We start from the raw sequence: 19,319 nt of genomic DNA on the forward strand, positions 1-19,319 counted from the left end.
TTACCTCGTATAATGCAAAAAATCCACTTTCAGCTTATCATACGCTTCGGTTTCAATTCCGGTTTCATTCTTCAACTTTTCAAATTCACTTTCCAACATCATAAACTCTTCCCTTGCACTCATTGCGTGATCAGATATGCACAGCTTACCAATAAAATTAGAAAACATAAATCTGTACATCCAAGCACAGAATTTCTTTTTATTTACACAGGTTTCGTATTCCCCTTTGGGCAATATTTCATAGCCTGCTTTTTTCAGCACATCATAACCTTCGATGATAGCATCCATAATGTCTAACGAATACGCTTTATTTTTTTTCAGCAACTTTAAATTACCATTTGCTCTATAGCTTGCAAACACAAGCGGAAGAACAGCACAAGCGTGTGTTTTCAGATAATCATTCATTTTATTATCTATCGTCACTTTTATTTTCGTACCTGCAAATATAGAAGTTATAAATTTATCACTAACCTCCTTGCCATCTGTCCTTCCGATTTCAATTTTATTTAGGCAGATGGAATTTATGTAGCCGTCGTACTTTTTGCCTGCCGCACTAAAAAATGCAAACAATACATTTTTATTCTCCAAATTTTCATATTTCTCAACGGTCATATTGTTACCTACAAACACGATATTTTTGCTTTTGTTGCGTTTTATCATTGGAACAATGCTGTCTAAAGATGAAAATCTGGATACAACAAAAATGGCATCATAAATATCGTCTGTTTGAAGCTTGTCTATAACAGTAAAATAGTCTATTGTTTTCTTTCCAAACTTATGTTTGATTACAAGTCCACCGTTTTTTAAATTTTGGTAGGTTATACCTCTTGCAAGAATGGTTATGTCATTTCCTTTTCGCATAGAGTGTGCCAAATTTGAACCGAGCACACCTGCACCAATAATCAATATTCTCACGTTATCACTCCTTTTTTGCAACCAAAACACATTCCGAAAGCGGTTTACCTTTTACCAAGGTTACCCTTACAACACAAAAGCCTTTGTTACCGACATATTCTTTCAGTTCTTCACTTTGCCATTTATGATAGGTTTTAAACCCGGCTTTTTCCATAAGCCATATCGGCAATTTGGGATAGCCCCTTTCATAAACAAAGGTAGGAGCAAACAAAATTCCGTCTTTTTTCAAAACTCTGTGAATTTCTTTTAATGCTTTCTCTGGCTGTGGCATAATATGTAAAGCATTTGCAATCACGACAACATTAAATTTTTCATCTTCATAAGTCAAATTTGTTGCGTCCTGCACACAAAATCGGAGCTGTTCGCATTTGTGTTCGCCTTGATTGCGTTTTTTAGCTTCTTTTATCATATTTTCCGAGTAATCTGTTGCTTCCCACGAGCCGGATTTTCCTGCCATTAAAAAGGTAATCTGTCCCGTTCCGCAAGCCAATTCCAAGACAGACTTCTCACTGTCTATATACTGTTCTGACAGTTTGCAAATTTGCCCATAAGCGGTATCGTTTTTTGACATAAATGCAGTATATATTCTTGCCATTCTTTCCCAAAAGCCTTTATTTGTGTTATCTGTCATAGAATTGTCCTCCGTTTCCCTGATTACTTTTCGCAAAGCGAACTCATATTACTCTAATCCATGTTCCTCATTTTCCTTTTCCGTATCCGGATACCGGTTCAATAATATCCGCCTATACTAAATTTGAAAGAAGTTTTGACGCACTCGAATTCTTTCTTTGTGATGTTGTAATCTCGAATCTTTCCGGCGTGTTTATAAATCCCACGAAAAAGTTTGCGGTGGATAGAAATATACTCATTCGGAGAAAATGAAAACGCTGTTTCGGAAAGAATTTCTGCAATACGGGACGAAACCTTATCTGCTTCTTCGGTACGTTCATCATCAGATAAATGAACGGGTCTTTTTCCATATCCACTACCTCGCTTCATAGTCTTATAATTCAATCCAATTTGTGCAGACTGTCTGCACGCTCATTCTTTTATTACTCCTATTTTTACGAAAACATTCCGTTTTTTCTATACATTCATTATAATCACATTCTTCATAAATACGCAATGCGATTTTTTCGACAAAACAGGAAGAGAATCTTGCATTCTCTTCCTGTCCGTTTTTTCACTCCTGCTGTATACATCACTTTATATTTCATATACCAAATTTATAAGTCAAGTTTCTTCTTCAGTTCTTCGCGAATTTCAAACGCACTGAATTTCATAGGAATTTCATATGTCTCATCTGCACTGTGCTGTGGATCCCATACTTGTGCGTAGAATGGATTCTTTCTTGCAATCTTCGGATAAGCCCAACTCTTCTTCATACATTCCGGACACCAGTGTCCTCCCTGAAGAGCTGCATTTACGGATAAATCAAATTCATGTCCGAATGCACATTTCCATTTTACCGGAGTATAGATATCTTCAATTTCGCCACCGAGATATTCACCTCCTCTGAATTCTGCTGCTTTCTGCAGATCTTCAGCTGTCAGATTCTCCAGACCTTTGCTCTCATCATATCCATGATCAAGGAATGTTTCTTCCTCGCTTGGACGGTGAAGCTCGAATTTTGTTCCGATCAGTTTATGCTTTTCTTCCAAAGATCCATAGAATGCCTGGATCCAATCTATCTCATTATTTTCTTCTGCCCATCTTGGTCCCATTTCTTTTGAAGCAATTGCTTTATTCTTAGCCTTTAACTGCTCAATATTTGGGAGCATTGCCGCAATCATCGGGTTCTTGAACATACGTCTTGCTGTACTTTCAACCTTTTCCCAGTATTCTTTTCCGGAAATGCAACGGAAGTGGAGATAATTCTCCAGCACATCTGCATCTGTGTAATACTGTCCATGGAAGTTAAATCTTGCCATTTGCTGTGGCTCATAAACTTCTTCAAAACTGTAACCCATTGGATTCAGATTCATATTCATAAATTCCCATGTTGTCTTACGGAATTCTTTCCCACTACTTAAGTTATATGCTTTTCTCCAGAAGCTTTCATCTACCCAGTCTTCACATAAGTTTGCCATACAGATACCGGACTCAATCTGTGTACTCCACTCTAATACGTTGTTCGGCGGCTGATGGAACATGATTGGTTCCTGAGCTGCAGTCTCAGCACTTGGATGCTGACCTGTCTGACGAATGGATACCCAGTATTTTAATCCACAGTCATATAATGCTGCCTCAGTAAATACTTTTGACAATGCATAGTAATCATGGATTGATGGATTCATTGGATCTCCAACTCGTCCGAAATGTACCGGCTCGAGTCGACTTCCCGTCATAGCAACTGTTCCTACATATGCTAAATGAACTTTATCCGGATCTGGTTGTTCCTTAATTGCTTTAATGATATTTAATGTTGATCCGATATTCGTATACAAGGTCTCTTCCGGATATTTATCTGCTGCCGGAGATACCATTGCACCGATATGTAATACATAATCACAACCATCTACACACTTTTTAATCGTATCGTAATCAGCCATATCTCCCCATACAACTTCAAGTGCCGGGCACATATGCTTCTTAGCAAATAGACGATTCTTATCGGATGGTCTAAGCAGCGCACGTACTTTGAAACGATTTGGTCTTGCCAACAGCTGTTTCAGAGTCTGGCCACCCATCATTCCGCTTGCACCTGTTATAAATACAAGCTTTTTCGGTTTTGATACATCTCTGTGTACATCTTCACGGTCAAATGTAAGGGCAGCATCCATTGCTTCTCTCGTAGCATTCAATGCACGTCTTGCCATGGCTGCATCACCAATCTCAAAGTAGCCGATACTATTTTTATAACATGTCTCTGCAAGTGCACTTCCGTCACGCTTTTTAGCGCCGATCGCAAGCACTGCTGTATCACATGGGAACTCTACCTTTTCCCCATCTTTTTCTCCAATCACGACACCGTCACCAATCTCTGTAACCTTTACAGATGTAACAGGAATAATGCCTGATTTCTGGATTTCTTCACCCATACAGATTTTTCTTGTTGTTCCCATATCGGAGCAAATATCCGGAAGCATTTCAAGAACAGTTACTTTCAATCCTTTTTCTACCAGATACTCTGCTGTTTCCATACCGACCATACCCCCGCCGATCACAACAACATTTCCTATAACTTCTGTTTTACCGTCTAATACATCATGAGAATCTTTTACAAATGCTTTCTCTACGCCCGAAATCTGAGGAACGATTGACTCTGCACCGATTGCATTCATAACTGTATGTGGTTTGATTTCTTCAATCAGTTCCGGTGTAACTTTCGTATTCATGCGTATATCAACGCCCAGTCGTTCTGCTTTTTTCGCCATTGAAATTGCAGCGGCCTTCATTTCTTTCTTACGCGGCGCCTCACCTGCTGTTAAGAATTGACCTCCTAATGTATCTGTAGCCTCACAAAGAATCGGATTGTGTCCTCTCTTCTTTAAAATGATTGCCGCTTCTAGTCCTGCAATACCGCCACCGGCTACAAGTACTGTCTCAGGTTTTTCTGTCGGATGGATCTCGCATTCCTTTTCACGTCCAAGTGCCGGATTACGAAGACAGGTAATACATTCCATATCCATATTTTCAAATCCATCATAGCAGCCCTGATTACATCCTACACAGTAATCAATCTCGTCTGTCTGTCCTGCTTCTGCTTTCTTACAGAAATCAGGATCCGCAAGCTGTGCACGTCCCATGACAACCATGTCTACTTTATCTTCTTCCAGTATCTTTTCTGCAAGTTCAGGTGTATTGATACGGCCAACTCCGATTGTCAGCATACCTGTTGCTTCACGGATCTTCGCTGCATTATCAACATTAAATCCCTGCGGAAGATCTACCGGAGGAACTTCAAATTTTAATCCATTTGACAAAATATTTCCTCTGGAAACATCCAGAACATCAACACCGGCCTCTTGTGCAAGCTTACAAAAATCAATGACTTCTTCAATCGTAAGACCGCCTTCGAGGTAATCATCATGTGCATCGATTCTCATTAATAAAGGCATTCCCTCCGGCATATTAGCACGAATCGCACGAATACACTCTAATGGGAATTTGGCACGATTTTCAAAAGATCCGCCATACTCGTCTGTTCTTCTGTTGATTCCTCCGGACAGGAAAGAATGTGGCAAATATGTGTGTGCACAATGGAATTCGATACAGTCATATCCTGCCTGAACTGCACGATTAGCAGCCTTTCCATAAGCATCTACTACAACCGGGATCAATTCCTTTGGCATTCCCGGAATTGTTACCTCTGCGCTGATTGGCATATCACTTGGAATAATGATCTGTGCTGCACGGTCAGAAGATACCGCAAGAGCTCCCAGCCATAACTGAACACCGGCTTTACCGCCTTCTGCATGGATTGCATCTGTTAATCGTTTCATACCTGGAATATACTCGTCTTCACTAAGGGAAAGAAAACGCTTTGGTGCTGCAGGTGAATAAACACTTGTAACTTCTACGATATTCAGTCCGCTTCCGCCTTTTACACGTGCTACATGATAATCGATCAGCTTGTCTGTAACTTCACTTCCATCACCTGAAAATTTAGTTCCCATCGCCGGAAGAATAATACGATTCTTCAATTCCATATCTTTTATTTTTATAGGACTAAATAATTTTTCAAACACAAAATCAGCCTCCTTTTTCTTATTTAATTTTTCAAGAATGCCCCTTCATTCTTGTTACGAGTTTTGCGTTACTTATAGTTTACACTGTACAGAAGAATGCACGTCAATAACGCATTATCGCCAAACTTCTCTCTTTAATTTTCACCTTTTTTCGACTTAGATTAGTTAAAATTCCCACAAGAAATATGTGATCAAGAAATAATACGCTTTCAGCTGTACAGTTGACTGTACGCTTTTGAGTGAGTATACTATAATTATATCTATGATGATGTTGCAAGGAGGGTGTTGTTATGCGAATGCAGGACATCTGTAAGATCAGCGGATTTACGAAAAGAAATATTCATTATTATATTAAAGAAGGGTTGCTTTCTCCTGTTTCTGATGAACAGAACGGTTATTATGATTTCTCAGAAGAAGAGGTAAAACGACTTGCTTTGATCCGTTTATTTCGAAGCGCCGGTCTTTCTATTTCTGTGATCAGATCCATTTTAAATACGCCTGATAGTACCGGACTATATTTAAACCAGCATATCAAAGAGCTTCAGAAAGAACAAAAGCATTTAGAAGGAATTTTAAATGCGATGAATGACCTTTTTGAACGACTTCCGGTCAATACAGATATTGATAAATTATATAATTTAGGAGTTCAGATTCATATACCGGAAATACAAGCTTATACGGAAAATGATTCTTTTGATGCAAATGATAAACTTCAGGTCAACCGTATTCTGTGGGTTCACTTCCTTCCGGAACCACCATTAACCGAATATCAGGAATTTCTGTGGCAGAAATTAAATCATCTTACAAATATTCAGTACAATGAAAACTGCCAAAAGATTAGTCAGTTCCTTCATACGCTCAGCATCACCGACATTGATCGGTTGTTCAAAAAGAAAGACAAACATATCAATTATGTTGCATCATTGGATCAGGAAGGCTGTTTGCAATATGCGGAAGAAATGAAAAACCGAATCCACTCATTTACAAAAAATGATGAAAATATTGATGCATGGAAAAGATATTATTCTCTGTATATTTATCCAGAAATACAGATTTATGACAGCGAAATCTGTTCGATTATGTTAGAGATTAGTCCGCTGTTTGTTAATTACTGCAACAATATCCACATTGCTTGTGAAAGAGTCTATGATTGGCTGACCGAGGCTTCTGAAGGAAAAGACCTTGAAACACTGCTTCTCAAATTACTGGAAGACAAAATCGATTTGATTCACAGTCAGCATGGTGAGCTGGAGCTCTTAGCAAATTTCCCACAATTGATACTTGGAGCCGACTGGTAAAACATAGAAAAAGGGGAGCATAAGTCACTACAATCTTACGCTCCCCATATTATTTTGTGGTAATCAAAATTTTTGAATTCTACAAACTTGTATTTTACTTTGTAACTATGACTTTTCCTTCAGAATCCAGAAGAGGTGTAATACCAGCCCCGTATCCAGATTTCCAACAAAGATAATTAACTCCAGTTTCCTTATCTACAAGAATTTAGCGAATCCCTTCATTTTTAAGCGAACTTCCATCTCTAAATATAACTTCAAATCTTTCTTCTTGCTTTGCCATGTTTATTCCTCCTCGTTAAGCGCACAATCCCGATTTCTCGGTTTCAAAATCCGTAAATTGGTATTCTACGACTAAAAATCTGTGAACTCAAATATATCCTCAACAGTGTGACATGCTTCATAGTGCCTGACACCTTGTATTTTTCGAATATTCCATATTATTTTTGAGACGAAGCGATGACCTGTCTGAACTGCTCTAAATCCTGTTCATCCGGATGTGAAACTGCCCTGTCAAAATTTTCTATCATAGCATCAATGTTCGGAACTGGCAGTGGACTATTCTTCATTTTCATATATCGCTCCCTCACGGAATTTGGCATTTTCCCCTGACACATATAGCTGCCACGCAAAACATTACTGTGATCAAGATTTTTTTCTACCTTTTTCAGAATCTTATCAAAGTATTCCGAATCCCCTCCGAACCCAGCTGTGCCGAACAAAAATACTTCTTTGCCTTTGATTTTTTTCAAAAAAGTTCCTATCTCAGCGTTACAATGTCCCTTGTCCGTCCAAAATCCAACATAATAACAATCTGCATCCAAAGGAGCTGCCTCCGGAGAACCAAAATATTTTATTGTTTTTTCCGGAAGGACATTACAGATCTCATCAGCTAATTGCTTTGTATTACCTGTTTTACTGCTGAATACAACTGCATTTTTCATATTTTTAATTTCATGCAAACACTCTTTTTCCATCTTTTGCCTCCATAAAATCCAGTTTACAAATCCATTGTGATTTGCATAGACACAGTATAGCATAATTACCGTGTCTATGCGATAACTTTACTGTTTCTTTATCATCCTGCCTAGAACATTCCGATATATCGTGCCTGCATAGCAGCAATGATACAAATTGCTTCTATCATATCCCTTTCCATATCGCTGAGTCAGTTCTTTAGAAATTTTCTTTATTACCTTTAACCCATACTCCGAGCGTTCATCTCCACCTAATTCTTCTTCTGCTATTCTGTAACCAATCAACCAATTTCTCTGCACGAGCAATGTATTGACAGCCTGATATGCAGCTTTTTGTGAGGACTCAATAATCCCACACATATCATTTAAGATGTCATCGGTTTTAACAAAATTATCCATAAAACTATTTTGACCGATTTTTTCTAATTTATTCTCCATAACCATCGCTCCTTGGAATTTCTAATTACTTCTTGAATTTATATCTTCCTTTTCCGTAACCGGATACTGGTTCTCATCCACAATCTCTGTATTAACCAGAACAACTCTCTTCACATGATAGACTGCTTTTGCATCTTTCGCTAATTCCTGAAATGTATGCAACCCCATAGAATATAATTGTGCCCCTTCCTCATAACGGACAAATTTCTTTCTTCCGACCTGCACCAGCTTTTCCAATTCTGGAATTTCTTTTCTGACTTTAGGCATGAAAAAACCTCCTTCCTTCGTACATAAAAAAATATCTTTCATATATACAAAAGAAGGAGGGTGAAAATACAGCCTCTGATATGCAATTTTTTTTAAACAAGTTATTTCCATACATTTTCTTTCGATGACCACATCCCAAAGAATTCATCTTCTCGCAGTAGTGCTCCATATACAGGGCAAATAAACCGATTAATCTGAACCAATACAGAAGAAAAATCCGGCTTTTCAAGCCCTGGTCCTGGATTGTAATTATTCCACAATTTTTGAAGGAATTCATTCTGATCAAATGCTCTTATTTGTTCCATGCTATCTTTCTCGTATGGCGTTCCTCTATGTTGCAAGGTTTCAGAAATTGCTTCCTGCAACACCCTGCCTTCAAAATCAAATACCTGCGACCAGTAATAAATATCATAAAAATCTTTCATCCTACTAGAAGCAGTCATTCTCTTTAAGATGGCATCAAATTTCTCTGCCATTGTGCTCTCCAAAGAATATGTATAAATATTTGGTTCCTCAAAGCCTTCCAGCCTAGTTGCCACAGTTCGCTTAACTGCACCAGGTACTATCACGTCATCTACACCAATATCAACAGAAAATGGAATTCTCACATTTTTGATATGAGCCATCAAATTAATACCTATACCAGGATACTTTTTCTCTGGAGTGATTTTCCTCGTTCCTAGCACTTCCATACTAATAAAATCATTGTGAGTATCTGTTTGGCAAATTTCCTCCATGATTGTTTCCATCCCAGCTACATCATTTGACATTCTTCTTAGCATGAAATCAATATCCATAGTTGGTCTGCCCTCATAATTTGAAATAGTGTATAAGAACATTCCACCTTTCAAAACAAGATTCTCTGCATATCCTGACATTTCAAGCTTACGAAGAAACTCTTCCTGTGCAAAAAGCTGTAGACAAGTCTGATAGTTGATTCCTGTTTCTTTCGCCTGTTTCTTTAATCTTGTGAGCACAGATGCACCCATATCTTTTATCTCTTTTACAGCCATATTCCAACCACCCTTCTTGCTTTCTTCTCCACACCAAGCTTTGAGGCATACATCATTAGTTTCGCAGCATCTTTCTTTTTATCACCAATATACCTTTGGATTACAGTATTAAAGACCTCTCCATCCATCGTATTAACATGACGCAAACAATCACATACAACACGCTCTCTGTCATAAATCTTTACCGTAATTCCATCTATGTTTCCTTCACTCACACCAATATTCAACCTGGATGTTTCAATAAAATGTGGTTTTATGATAGGAAAATCTAGCTTGAATTTGTTTCTTGCAGACTTATTATCTACAGCTATATGCCAGACTCCTGGCACACGATCCGTATAACCATAATACATCGCAGCTGACATGTCACAGATAATAGCTTTGGGAAAGAGTGCCGTTATTACTGACACTTCTGTAAAAGCCTTTTCATCCTGCCATTGATAATAACCATACTTAATCTTTTCTACGCTTCCTTGTTCTATTAGATTTTGAAGTACCTGATAAGATATACCTTCCCTTGTAAGTTCGCAGGTACGCATTATTCCTCCATATCGTTTAAATATTGATTCATAATTCATAACCGTATTCATGCACATCTCCTTAAACAACTTCATACAATTTCTTAATAGTTTTTGTACCAAGTTCTATTATACACAAATGTCGAGAAAAATCAACTTGATACAAAAAGTAATATGTTTTTGTATCAAGTTCCAAAATTCTTTCTCTCACACCCTGTATTTTACCCCTCCATCTTTTGTATATGTAAGAGGGTTCGTAGATTAGTGCAAGATCCACCCAGGTATTACCGTATCGCCATTTTATGGCTACGGCATACCTCCGGGTAAGTCTCTTGATGGGGATTCCGATTCCCCATACCCTCGTACAGACATCAAGGATATCTGTTGGCTCTCTATCTAAGATAGTCGCAGCACCTTATATAACCGGAAGGGACAGCCGGTTAAAAAGTGTAATCGCACATCCAAGATGTCTTATCAAAAAGGAAGGAGGACTATGGCACCTAAGAAGAAAGAAAAGAATCTCATGAGAAGTAACATCATCACGTTAAAATTAACGGATATTGAATTGGAAGTGTTAAATGAAGCCGCTGACATTACAGGACTTTCCCGTTCTGAATATGTGAGAAAACTTCTGCTTGAGAAGCAAATCAATCATCAGATTGAAGTTGTTGCAGACATGAACGATCTCAGAAAACTGGTCAGTGAATATGGAAAGATTGGATCAAATCTCAATCAGATTGCCAAGCATTTTAACAGTGGTGGAAGTCAGTCTCGTGCTGTAGAAAATGAAATCCATCAGTGCATCACTGACTTATTTCAGCTGAGAAAAGAAGTACTGAAACTGGCAGGTGGTATGAATGGCAATCGTAAAACATATTAAAAGCAGAAATGCAAATTACTCAGCTGCTATCAATTATCTTCTGTTTGAACACGATGAGAAAACTGGAAAAAAGATTCTGGATAAATCCGGTCGAAGCATCCTTCGAAAAGAATTTTATATGGATGGGGTGAACTGTGATCCGATGTCTTTTGACAAGGAATTTGAACTGACAAATGCTCGTTTTCACAAGAATAAGAAACGTGAAGATATCAAAAGTCACCACTACATTATCAGCTACGATCCACCGTATTCCTTACGCAGAAAGAATATTTGCGAAATGCAATTGATGAATGCGCTGCCACATCCAATAGTTTTGATGAATTCCAATCCAAACTTCTGGAACAATTTCAGATCTCTGTGATTGAGCATCGTGGCAGATACAGCTATCTTCATCCTGATCGGCAGAAGCGGATTACTGAACGAGCACTTGGAACACGATATGGAAAAGAACATCTGGAACAGACCTTCTTACACAAGGATCCTTTGGCCATTCTCTACGTCAGATTTCACCTCCGCCTGGTTGTAAATCTCCAGACAAATGTGAAGGCAATGCAGACACAGCTTGCTCAGCATCGGTCCGATCTAAGGATTCTCAACGATCAGATCCGTTATACCGGACAGTACTATGCAAATAAGGAAGTTTATTCCCAATTTTCAAATGCAAAGTACAAAGGAAACTACCGGAAAGAACATGAGAAGGAAATTCAGAAATACGAAGAAGCCAGAGATTGGCTGAAATCCTTTTATCAGGATGGAAAAATGACAAGCCTGAAAACTCTTGCTTTACAAAAAGAAAAACTGCAACAGCAGATTGCTTCCGAAAAAGGAGCATTAAGCAGCTTGAAAGAAAAATTAAAAGATCTGGTAAAGGAGGAACGGGCCTATGGATCACATTGAAACAGCCATCTTAAACTGCTATGGAATTCAGGAAGCAGAACAGAATATGGTCTTTGCTGCCAGACTTACACAGCACGGTCATACGATCCAGAACATGGCGGATCTGATGGAACTTTACCATCAATCCTACAGTCAGAAAACCGTAGAAAACATTGCTAGACCTCCTCATCCAACCGTACAGAAATTCATGATCATTACCGTGGCTGTTGTTGATGCAAGCAGACGTTTCCTGGCACAGATCACAAGGCATCAGAACGAAGTAAAATACATGAGTGCATCTTTGCAGTACAGCAACTATTCCGGTCACGCTGCATTTGCTATTCCATATGAAATTATGAAAGCAGATGAAGAAATCAAGGATATTTACAAGAAAAGCTGTCAGTCAGATTTGAATCACTATGCAGAGCTTTGTGATTTAGGCATTGATCATGACTCAGCCGGATGTGCTACACCTCAGGGACTTCGAAACGTACTGATCATCAGCGCGACACCTTCCCAGTGGAAGCATATGATTGGCCAGAGAACCTGCCGAAGAAATACAGACGAAACCAGGATTGTAATGCTCTATATCTGGCAGAGATTATACAAATTAAGTCCAATCCTTTTTGCACCATATCTGACCGGTCCATTCTGTCAAAGAGGACGCTGCATGGAAAAACAGATGTCCTGCCAGAACCCTATTTCAAAATTTTGGATGCCGTCAGATATCTTAAAAGAAGATTATCCATTGCTCATCAGGAAGGAGGTGAGCCGCCATAAAGATTAAACTGATTGACTTTGGTCTGAAAGCAAATCATCATCCATTCCGGCCACATGAAAATAATGCCAGTGCTGATGTATTCATGCCTTATGATTACACATTACAACTAGGCGAGGTTGCTAGGATTCCGCTTGAATTCGGTCTCATCATCCCGGATGGATTTGCCGGATATGTCTTTCCTCGAAGTAGCATGGCAGCAAAAGGACTGGTATGCGAACTTCCACCGATTGACTCCGGTTATCGTGGTGAGATCCATGCCATTATCAGCAACGTAAGCACATCGTCTCAGACCATTCATAAAGACACACTGAATAAGCATATGGATGCTTTCTGCCATTGGCTTTAATTTCTCAGGTAAATCCGCAACCGTTCCATTCTTAATATCCTCGCGATATTTATCTGTAACTTTTCTGTCCATATCGACATAACCATTCTGAATAAGATAAAATTCGATGTCATTTGCGGTTTTGTCATCAATCAATGTAGGCTCTCCATCGACTTTGACATATTTCCCTTTAAAATATTCACTCGTTGCTTCCGTTGGTCTGTCATAAAGAACCGTCTTAATATCAGACTGCAAATCAGTAACAAACGTTTTGTAACTTTCACTAGCAACTACCGTCAATGTGTTAATATCATGTATAGATTCTCCCAATGCCTGAATATCCATACGATTTCCGCCCTGATTTACACAAAGTCGCAGTCCACGTCCTACTTCCTGACGCTTTGCGGTATTGCTGTCTGAATGCTTCAACGTACAGATCTGGAACACATTTGGATTATCCCAGCCTTCACGAAGTGCTGAATGTGAAAAAATAAACCTTGTCGGTTCCTCAAATGAGAGTAGGCGTTCTTTATTTTTCAAAATCAAGTCATATGCTGAAATATCGTCTGAGAACTCACTTCCACGTTTAAGTTTACTATTAATAGCATGTCCTTTTTTGTCGATACTGAAGTATCCCTTATGGACGGAACTCACATCACTACAAGTTGATTTCAAATATTTCTGATATGGTGTGTCGAGCAGTGTAACGTAATCATTAAGTACATTCATGTATTCCTGCTCAAACATCTTCCCATACTCTCCCAGCACTTCATCTCCGTTTTCATCATATTGCCGGTATTTTGCTACTTCATCAATAAAAAACAACGATAAGCATTTAATCCCCATATTATAGAGCTTTTCTTCTTTTTCAAAATGAGACAGAATGGTTTCTCTAATCTGAATACGCCGCATATCATTTTCACTCACATCTCCGACCACATCTCCTGCTTTGATTACTTCGCCATTGGTAAATGTCACTGTTCCTTTAAGTGGATCAATTTCCGAAATCGTATATCCTTTATACTGTTCCATCTCCTGAGAAATATAATACAAATCATCCCCAACACCCAGAGTTCGTGGTTCTCTATTGATGGACTTATTATAACCAATCTCCAATTCAATTTTTGCCATTGGTGGCTTTTTGCTTGAAAGAACAATCTGCTCCAGATATAAATAACTGTCTGTCCCTCTAAAATTCTTAACTTCAAATCCTTTTACTTCGATTTTCTTAACCAGTTTCTTATTGAAAGCATCCAATGCATCAAGCACATAGATAAGGTTATGTTGTTTCTTATGCGTTGCCGAATAATTAAGTGTAAACAACGGATTAAAGTTTTTAATTGCTTTTTGTGTTACATCTCCTCCCATCTTCTGTGGCTCATCCAGAATGATAATCGGTCTATTCGCTTTAATAACATCAATCGGTCGACGAGATGCAAATTCATCACGCTTAGAATAAATAATACGGGATTCTTTACTTCGTCCACCTTCTTTTAGCGATGCCGCAAAAGCCTGTGTATTGATGATCATTATATTGATTCCAGAACCACTAGAAAAATTGTCAAGTTCATTTAACCTTGAACTGTTATATACAAATGGTCGGATTTTTTTATGATAGTACTCCATAAAATGGTCCGCAGTTATATCAAATGATTTCTTTACACCCTCACGAATAGCAATACTCGGTACAACAACAATAAATTTACTCCAGCCATATCTTTTATTCAGTTCGAACATTGTCTTGATATATACATAAGTCTTTCCTGTTCCTGTTTCCATTTCTATATCAAGACTACATTTTCCCAAATCTTTAACCAGTGAAGCTGACGTTTTAATATTGTTCTGCTTTTGAATGGTTTGAATATTCTTTAAAAGCTGTTCATCCGATAACTCAATCAACTCATTTTTATATCCTATATCATCACTTGGATCATAGTAACCAGCTTCATCATTATTTAAATTCAATGTCATCTGTGTGCCATTAGGCTTTATTTTTCCCAAATCACGAATATATTTAATCTTGTCATGATACCCTTGTCCGTTAAATACTTTTACTACTGCTTCAACCGCCTCTGTTTGATATTGTTGTATCTTAAAGTTAAATTTCAACTATTAGCACCCCCCATCCACGAAATCACGCATTATCCTATCTAAATTCTCGTACCACTCATATGTATTCTCATATGCAGCAATGTGATTGAATGTCGGAAGCAATTCATCTAACAATTCCATTTCACTAATAAGACTTTGAATATCAGCACTATCAACAAAGGTACTACATCCCATAATATTTCCTAAATACTGCATACTATGAACAAGCAACTGATATTTATTTTCTACTCCTTGCAAATTCCAATATTCTTCCTTAGCTATTTCTAGAATTGATTTTGCCAATTCTTCCTGGGTCATATCTTCGAATTTTGCTATGTCAATATATTTTTTTACTCCAAACAATGTCGCCGAGTATTCACTATACACATTAAAAGTAATATTCATAGGACTTTTCTTTAACAGTTCAATATCATTGTCACAAACCACCTTATAAAACAAAACATAATCAATCAAGTGTTTGTATTCATGAAAAGCCGTCATAATATCCAACATAGCCTCTGCTCTTTGTAAGAGCGATGATCAATTCTTGCTGCCATGTGACATTCCCGGAATTTTTCGTTCACCTTCTCTGTCCACGCTCTTCTCCATTCCTTTAAAAGCTCCGGATCATTCCATCCGGTAGTAGAAACAGCATTGAATATATCCTTTCCTTTGGCATCTTTAATCCGATTTCCGTCTTCATCCAAAACATATTCCCGTTTCTGCTTGTTTCCCCAGCTTCCTTCTTCTGTAAAAGGACGGATTGGAGCAAGTACATGAAAATGTGGATTGTCTGGTTCATCTTCGTTCTTTGATTTTCCCTCATGAACTGCCAGATCTACAATCATGCCACGAGCTACGAACTGCTCCCAGCAAAACTCTCTCGCCAATTCTATATTTTCATCCAATGTCAGTTCATTTTGTAAAGCAATATCAAAAGAATAAGCTAACTGTGCCCGTTTACTTTTCTCTATCTGCTCTACCTCATTCCAAAGTGTTTCCCGGTCAGACAAACGTTCCGGCACATATTCCGGTGTCAGGATTTCTGTGAAAACCACTCCCGACTTTTTTGTATAATCATGCGTCTGTCCATAGTAATCGTTATAAAGCTTTTGCCCCGAAATATAAGCTGCGGAATTAACCACTGTCTGACCTTTTCCTCTGGAAACTTGCTTTACTGAAAAATGATACAGTGCCATTAGCCGTCATCTCCTCTTTCTGCTTTTTCAACTGCTTCTGCAATTTGCTGTTGTTCTTTGTGTAAGGCTGCTATGTGAACCTGTCGCACAATACTTTTGTTGTAACTACTGTTCTGTAACTGCTCCATAACGTCCTGAACTTCTTCCTGTTCCAGATCTCTTGATAATGGAAATGCTTTTTCAAACTCTGCCCCTTTAACAATCAATCTGTGGGAACGTTCCTTCCGTTCCACCAACTTCTTTCTCTGCTCCAGAATATTTTTATTGTGGATCGCATATTCCAGTTCCTTTTTACTTTTTTCCATGTTGGCTTTCAGTTCTTCCAGTGACATAGATTCATATTTGGGATTTTTTGCTCTGCTCAATTTTTCAACCTCCTACTTTTCTGTAAATAAAAAGAACCGGTACAATTACTGGCACCGATTCTTGATGTAAAACTGAGATATATTTCTAAACCAACGAAATGTTTATCTCATTTTTTAATATTAAATTTTGAAACACTATAAGTTTGTATTTTTCTAAGAAAATAAATATTGTATCTTAAGCCCCCACTTTATTTTTTACATCATTACACCACTTTGACAAATTGGATTGCACATTAGAACATCCATCCAAATGTGCTAACACGTGTTTCTCATTCAAGAGATAAATAAAACAGAGTATTTCTTTTGCTGTCCTTTTCTTTTCCGAATCAGATATTACTGTAAAAAAATTCATATCTGACATTGATCTGGTTTGATCAAGTCTATGGCTTCCATTATTCAATATCAATCTATACATTAAATTTTCAAAGTAACTTTGATATTCTTTTTCTGGTAGTATTGCTAATATACTTCGATCTGTAGAAACCTCCTCAATACCTTTTTTGTATTGAAATGTAGAAAATGCTTCCAATACTTGTCTCATAATATTGCCTATTACCAATTCATATTCATCAGCATCCCCCAAAGCAAATCTATACACAATTTTCATTAATTCTGTATATTCTTGACGCCCATTATGCGGAAATGGAATTAATATTTTATTTTTCAATTCATATCGTTTATAAACAGGCTTATCTCCACCGTATTTCACTTTACTTGCTTCAATCAACTCTCCAAACATTTTTTCAGAATCATAATATGTAAGCAAGTCATGTGTCATAATAATTGATTTTGTATATTCATTTCCAAGCAAAAATTTTCCTAGTTGATATCTTAGGAAAGACATTATCCCAGTCTTATTCTCCATATCAAAGCTTGACACAGGATCATCAATTAACAGCAAATATTCTTTTGTATAAGCAGTTGTTTCTTCCTGATTTTCTAAAATGCTTGCAAAAAAATAACACAGTCCTATTATGTTTCTTTCTCCCTGCGATATTTTAGAGGGCTGTACAGTTTTCCCATTAGAAAGCAATACATAATTATTGTTACGATAATCAATTTTGAATCTATCGTTTGAGAAAAAAATATAACTTAAATTCCTATTAATAATCGAAAGAGCCACCCTAACATTTTTTTGTTTCGCTTCTAATTCATCCACAAGCTTTGTCAAATTAGTGCATGTAGCTCGTCTTTCCTCTAACTTCTCATGTTCTTTTTTCAATTGTGCTTTACATGCTAGATATTGGATATATAATTCTCTAATATCTAGATATGCAATAAGATTATTGATTTCAGTTAGACGCTTTATTATCGGTTTTGTATCAGTAATTTTCTTGTTATATTCCAATCGCTCATTTTCTAAATTTTCAAGTGCTTTATTCAGTTGTGTCAATAAATTCGAAACTGATATAATCTCCCCATTACATATAGAATACGGATTATCAATCTTACTTTGAATCAGCAAATTATTATTCCTAATCCCCATATTTATTTGTGCTAATATTTCTAAACATGAGTTCGTAGACATTTCCAATTTTGAAAATGGTGAAAAATCAATTTCTATTTCTTCTGCCATAACTGTACGCAGTTCTGCTAAGTGTTCTTCAACCGTTTTACTTAGTACTTTCTGAACGCTTTGCACTAAATCCTGTTTATACTTCTCCGATACCGGTTGCAGACATGTAGGGCATATATACGTTTCAGTATTTGAAAAAATATCAATCATATCATTTAGCTGACTACTTCTCCCTGTTTGTGCTAGTTCAAGTAAATAACATTCTCTTTCTGACAATTCCGGTCTCTCAATTTTTGTTCTTAAAAGTTTTAAGATATTTGTCTCGTCATATTTTTTATTAAATATAGGTACTTTTGTTGATATTGCTGCATCCCCTTGCTGCGCTATACGCAATACTTTTAATGTTTCATTGAACTCTATAATTAATTGATCTCTGGTTTTTGTCGTAGTAAGGGTAATAAACTGCTTATATGTATCATCTCGAACCCCTGTATTCTGACGATTGTTTTTTATTAACTTATCTCTTCCAGCCCAGCAATCATCTCCTTGTAATGCTAATCTCATCTTTTTTATATGATACTTTGGCGAATTCTTACATTCAATTTTTTCATTCTCTATTAGTGTTTTTTCTTGGATGTCAAATTCCCCCTTAGCTTTCTCTAAATTTTTTTGAGCCTCCTGAAGCTGCTCTGCAATCTCAACTTGGTGTCCTAGCATAATAATTGTATCTAATCCTGACTCATGGAATTTTACATTCTTATCTATATATTCTTCATCAAATACAAAAATATGCGACTTTTCTTCTTCTGTTAATTCAATTGGCAAATTGTTAATGCTTAAAAATTCAGCTTGACTAATTGTATCCTGACTCTCACCCTTTGCCTTTCGTACCGCTTTAGCCAATGTACTCTTTCCTGCACCATTTCTCCCATAAAGCAAAGTCCCTTTAACTGGCTTAACCTTATTTCCCTCATGAGGATCTAATAATAATATATTCGTTACTTCATCAAAATTAGCACCACATAATCTTATGCCTGCAATATCTCTTAACATTTAAAATTCCCCTTTAAATTTTACATTTTCATTCAAATACCATATTCTACCTTCTCTGTCGATATCATCTGTTTCTAACTCATTTGATTAATATAAAACTAAGAATATGCATGCCGCCG

At 37.3% G+C, this 19,319-nt stretch carries 18 protein-coding genes and 3 pseudogenes; 6 read left to right on the top strand and 15 right to left on the bottom strand.

Going from position 1 to position 19,319, the window contains the following annotated elements:
- The 4 genes from D8Q48_RS09530 to D8Q48_RS09545 all read right to left on the bottom strand — a co-directional run bounded on the left by D8Q48_RS09530 (position 1) and on the right by D8Q48_RS09545 (position 5,606).
- Positions 1-915 carry a ketopantoate reductase family protein gene (locus tag D8Q48_RS09530; protein ID WP_172696945.1) on the bottom strand — a complete coding sequence of 305 codons (915 nt, stop codon included), beginning with the start codon at positions 913-915 and terminating at the stop codon, positions 1-3.
- A gap of 4 nt (positions 916-919) precedes the next feature.
- Positions 920-1,546, bottom strand: coding sequence for a class I SAM-dependent methyltransferase (locus D8Q48_RS09535; protein WP_121056363.1), 627 nt, complete (start codon positions 1,544-1,546; stop codon positions 920-922).
- Between the two features lie 98 nt (positions 1,547-1,644).
- The gene (locus D8Q48_RS09540) at positions 1,645-1,914 is read right to left on the bottom strand and encodes a hypothetical protein (RefSeq protein WP_330514261.1); all 270 of its coding nucleotides are present in this window, start codon (positions 1,912-1,914) and stop codon (positions 1,645-1,647) included.
- Positions 1,915-2,141: 227 nt separating this feature from the next.
- Positions 2,142-5,606, bottom strand: a complete 3,465-nt coding sequence (locus tag D8Q48_RS09545; RefSeq protein WP_121056364.1) for an FAD-dependent oxidoreductase — start codon at positions 5,604-5,606, stop codon at positions 2,142-2,144.
- Between the two features lie 290 nt (positions 5,607-5,896).
- On the opposite strand from D8Q48_RS09545, the gene D8Q48_RS09550 reads away from it, so the two are divergent.
- Positions 5,897-6,904: a MerR family transcriptional regulator gene (locus tag D8Q48_RS09550; protein WP_121056365.1), complete on the top strand. Its 1,008-nt coding sequence runs from the start codon at positions 5,897-5,899 to the stop codon at positions 6,902-6,904.
- Between the two features lie 94 nt (positions 6,905-6,998).
- On the opposite strand, the pseudogene D8Q48_RS17545 reads toward D8Q48_RS09550, so the two are convergent.
- The 6 genes and pseudogenes from D8Q48_RS17545 to D8Q48_RS09580 form a co-directional block, all read right to left on the bottom strand.
- Positions 6,999-7,184: pseudogene (locus D8Q48_RS17545) on the bottom strand (DUF6440 family protein).
- A gap of 157 nt (positions 7,185-7,341) precedes the next feature.
- Complete coding sequence (gene bilS / locus D8Q48_RS09560) at positions 7,342-7,878, bottom strand: flavodoxin family protein BilS (RefSeq protein ID WP_243116267.1); 537 nt, start codon at positions 7,876-7,878, stop codon at positions 7,342-7,344.
- An 87-nt stretch (positions 7,879-7,965) separates the two neighbouring features.
- Entirely contained in the window at positions 7,966-8,316 is a 351-nt protein-coding gene (locus tag D8Q48_RS09565) for a DUF1016 N-terminal domain-containing protein (RefSeq protein WP_243116268.1), read from the bottom strand.
- A gap of 21 nt (positions 8,317-8,337) precedes the next feature.
- Positions 8,338-8,583 (bottom strand): DUF6462 family protein, encoded by a 246-nt coding sequence (locus D8Q48_RS09570; protein ID WP_121056393.1) that lies wholly within the window; start codon positions 8,581-8,583, stop codon positions 8,338-8,340.
- A 101-nt stretch (positions 8,584-8,684) separates the two neighbouring features.
- Positions 8,685-9,596, bottom strand: a complete 912-nt coding sequence (locus D8Q48_RS09575) for a nucleotidyl transferase AbiEii/AbiGii toxin family protein (protein ID WP_243116269.1) — start codon at positions 9,594-9,596, stop codon at positions 8,685-8,687.
- On the bottom strand, positions 9,587-10,186 hold the full coding sequence (locus tag D8Q48_RS09580) for a type IV toxin-antitoxin system AbiEi family antitoxin domain-containing protein (protein ID WP_206027394.1): 600 nt from the start codon (positions 10,184-10,186) through the stop codon (positions 9,587-9,589). Before D8Q48_RS09580 ends, D8Q48_RS09575 begins: the two co-directional genes overlap by 10 nt.
- 421 nt (positions 10,187-10,607) lie before the next feature.
- On the opposite strand from D8Q48_RS09580, the gene mobC reads away from it, so the two are divergent.
- The 5 genes and pseudogenes from mobC to D8Q48_RS09600 all read left to right on the top strand — a co-directional run.
- Positions 10,608-10,994: a plasmid mobilization relaxosome protein MobC gene (gene mobC / locus D8Q48_RS09585; RefSeq protein ID WP_121056367.1), complete on the top strand. Its 387-nt coding sequence runs from the start codon at positions 10,608-10,610 to the stop codon at positions 10,992-10,994.
- Complete coding sequence (locus D8Q48_RS17550; RefSeq protein WP_243116270.1) at positions 10,972-11,355, top strand: hypothetical protein; 384 nt, start codon at positions 10,972-10,974, stop codon at positions 11,353-11,355. The genes mobC and D8Q48_RS17550 overlap by 23 nt, the downstream gene beginning before the upstream one ends.
- Positions 11,352-11,891, top strand: coding sequence for a hypothetical protein (locus tag D8Q48_RS17555; RefSeq protein WP_243116271.1), 540 nt, complete (start codon positions 11,352-11,354; stop codon positions 11,889-11,891). Before D8Q48_RS17550 ends, D8Q48_RS17555 begins: the two co-directional genes overlap by 4 nt.
- Entirely contained in the window at positions 11,878-12,657 is a 780-nt protein-coding gene (locus D8Q48_RS09595) for an FAD-dependent thymidylate synthase (RefSeq protein WP_121056368.1), read from the top strand. The genes D8Q48_RS17555 and D8Q48_RS09595 overlap by 14 nt, the downstream gene beginning before the upstream one ends.
- Positions 12,647-12,958 (top strand): annotated as a pseudogene (locus D8Q48_RS09600) (deoxyuridine 5'-triphosphate nucleotidohydrolase); the annotation flags it as partial. The gene D8Q48_RS09595 and the pseudogene D8Q48_RS09600, both read left to right, overlap by 11 nt.
- Positions 12,959-14,275: 1,317 nt before the next feature.
- Here the strand turns inward: D8Q48_RS09600 and D8Q48_RS17885 are convergent.
- The 5 genes and pseudogenes from D8Q48_RS17885 to D8Q48_RS09625 all read right to left on the bottom strand — a co-directional run.
- Positions 14,276-14,947, bottom strand: a pseudogene (locus D8Q48_RS17885) (DEAD/DEAH box helicase family protein); the annotation flags it as partial.
- A gap of 141 nt (positions 14,948-15,088) precedes the next feature.
- The gene (locus D8Q48_RS09610; RefSeq protein WP_121056369.1) at positions 15,089-15,580 is read right to left on the bottom strand and encodes a hypothetical protein; all 492 of its coding nucleotides are present in this window, start codon (positions 15,578-15,580) and stop codon (positions 15,089-15,091) included.
- A complete protein-coding gene (gene mobQ / locus D8Q48_RS09615) occupies positions 15,565-16,266 on the bottom strand; it encodes a MobQ family relaxase (protein ID WP_243116272.1) in 702 nt (233 codons plus the stop codon). Before mobQ ends, D8Q48_RS09610 begins: the two co-directional genes overlap by 16 nt.
- Positions 16,266-16,631 carry a DUF3847 domain-containing protein gene (locus D8Q48_RS09620; protein WP_117636749.1) on the bottom strand — a complete coding sequence of 122 codons (366 nt, stop codon included), beginning with the start codon at positions 16,629-16,631 and terminating at the stop codon, positions 16,266-16,268. Before D8Q48_RS09620 ends, mobQ begins: the two co-directional genes overlap by 1 nt.
- A 175-nt stretch (positions 16,632-16,806) precedes the next feature.
- The gene (locus D8Q48_RS09625) at positions 16,807-19,200 is read right to left on the bottom strand and encodes an AAA family ATPase (RefSeq protein WP_121056370.1); all 2,394 of its coding nucleotides are present in this window, start codon (positions 19,198-19,200) and stop codon (positions 16,807-16,809) included.
- Positions 19,201-19,319 lie beyond the last annotated feature (119 nt).

Origin of the sequence: Ruminococcus sp. B05 (assembly GCF_003628495.1) — a bacterium.
GTDB lineage: Bacteria > Bacillota > Clostridia > Lachnospirales > Lachnospiraceae > Schaedlerella > Schaedlerella hominis.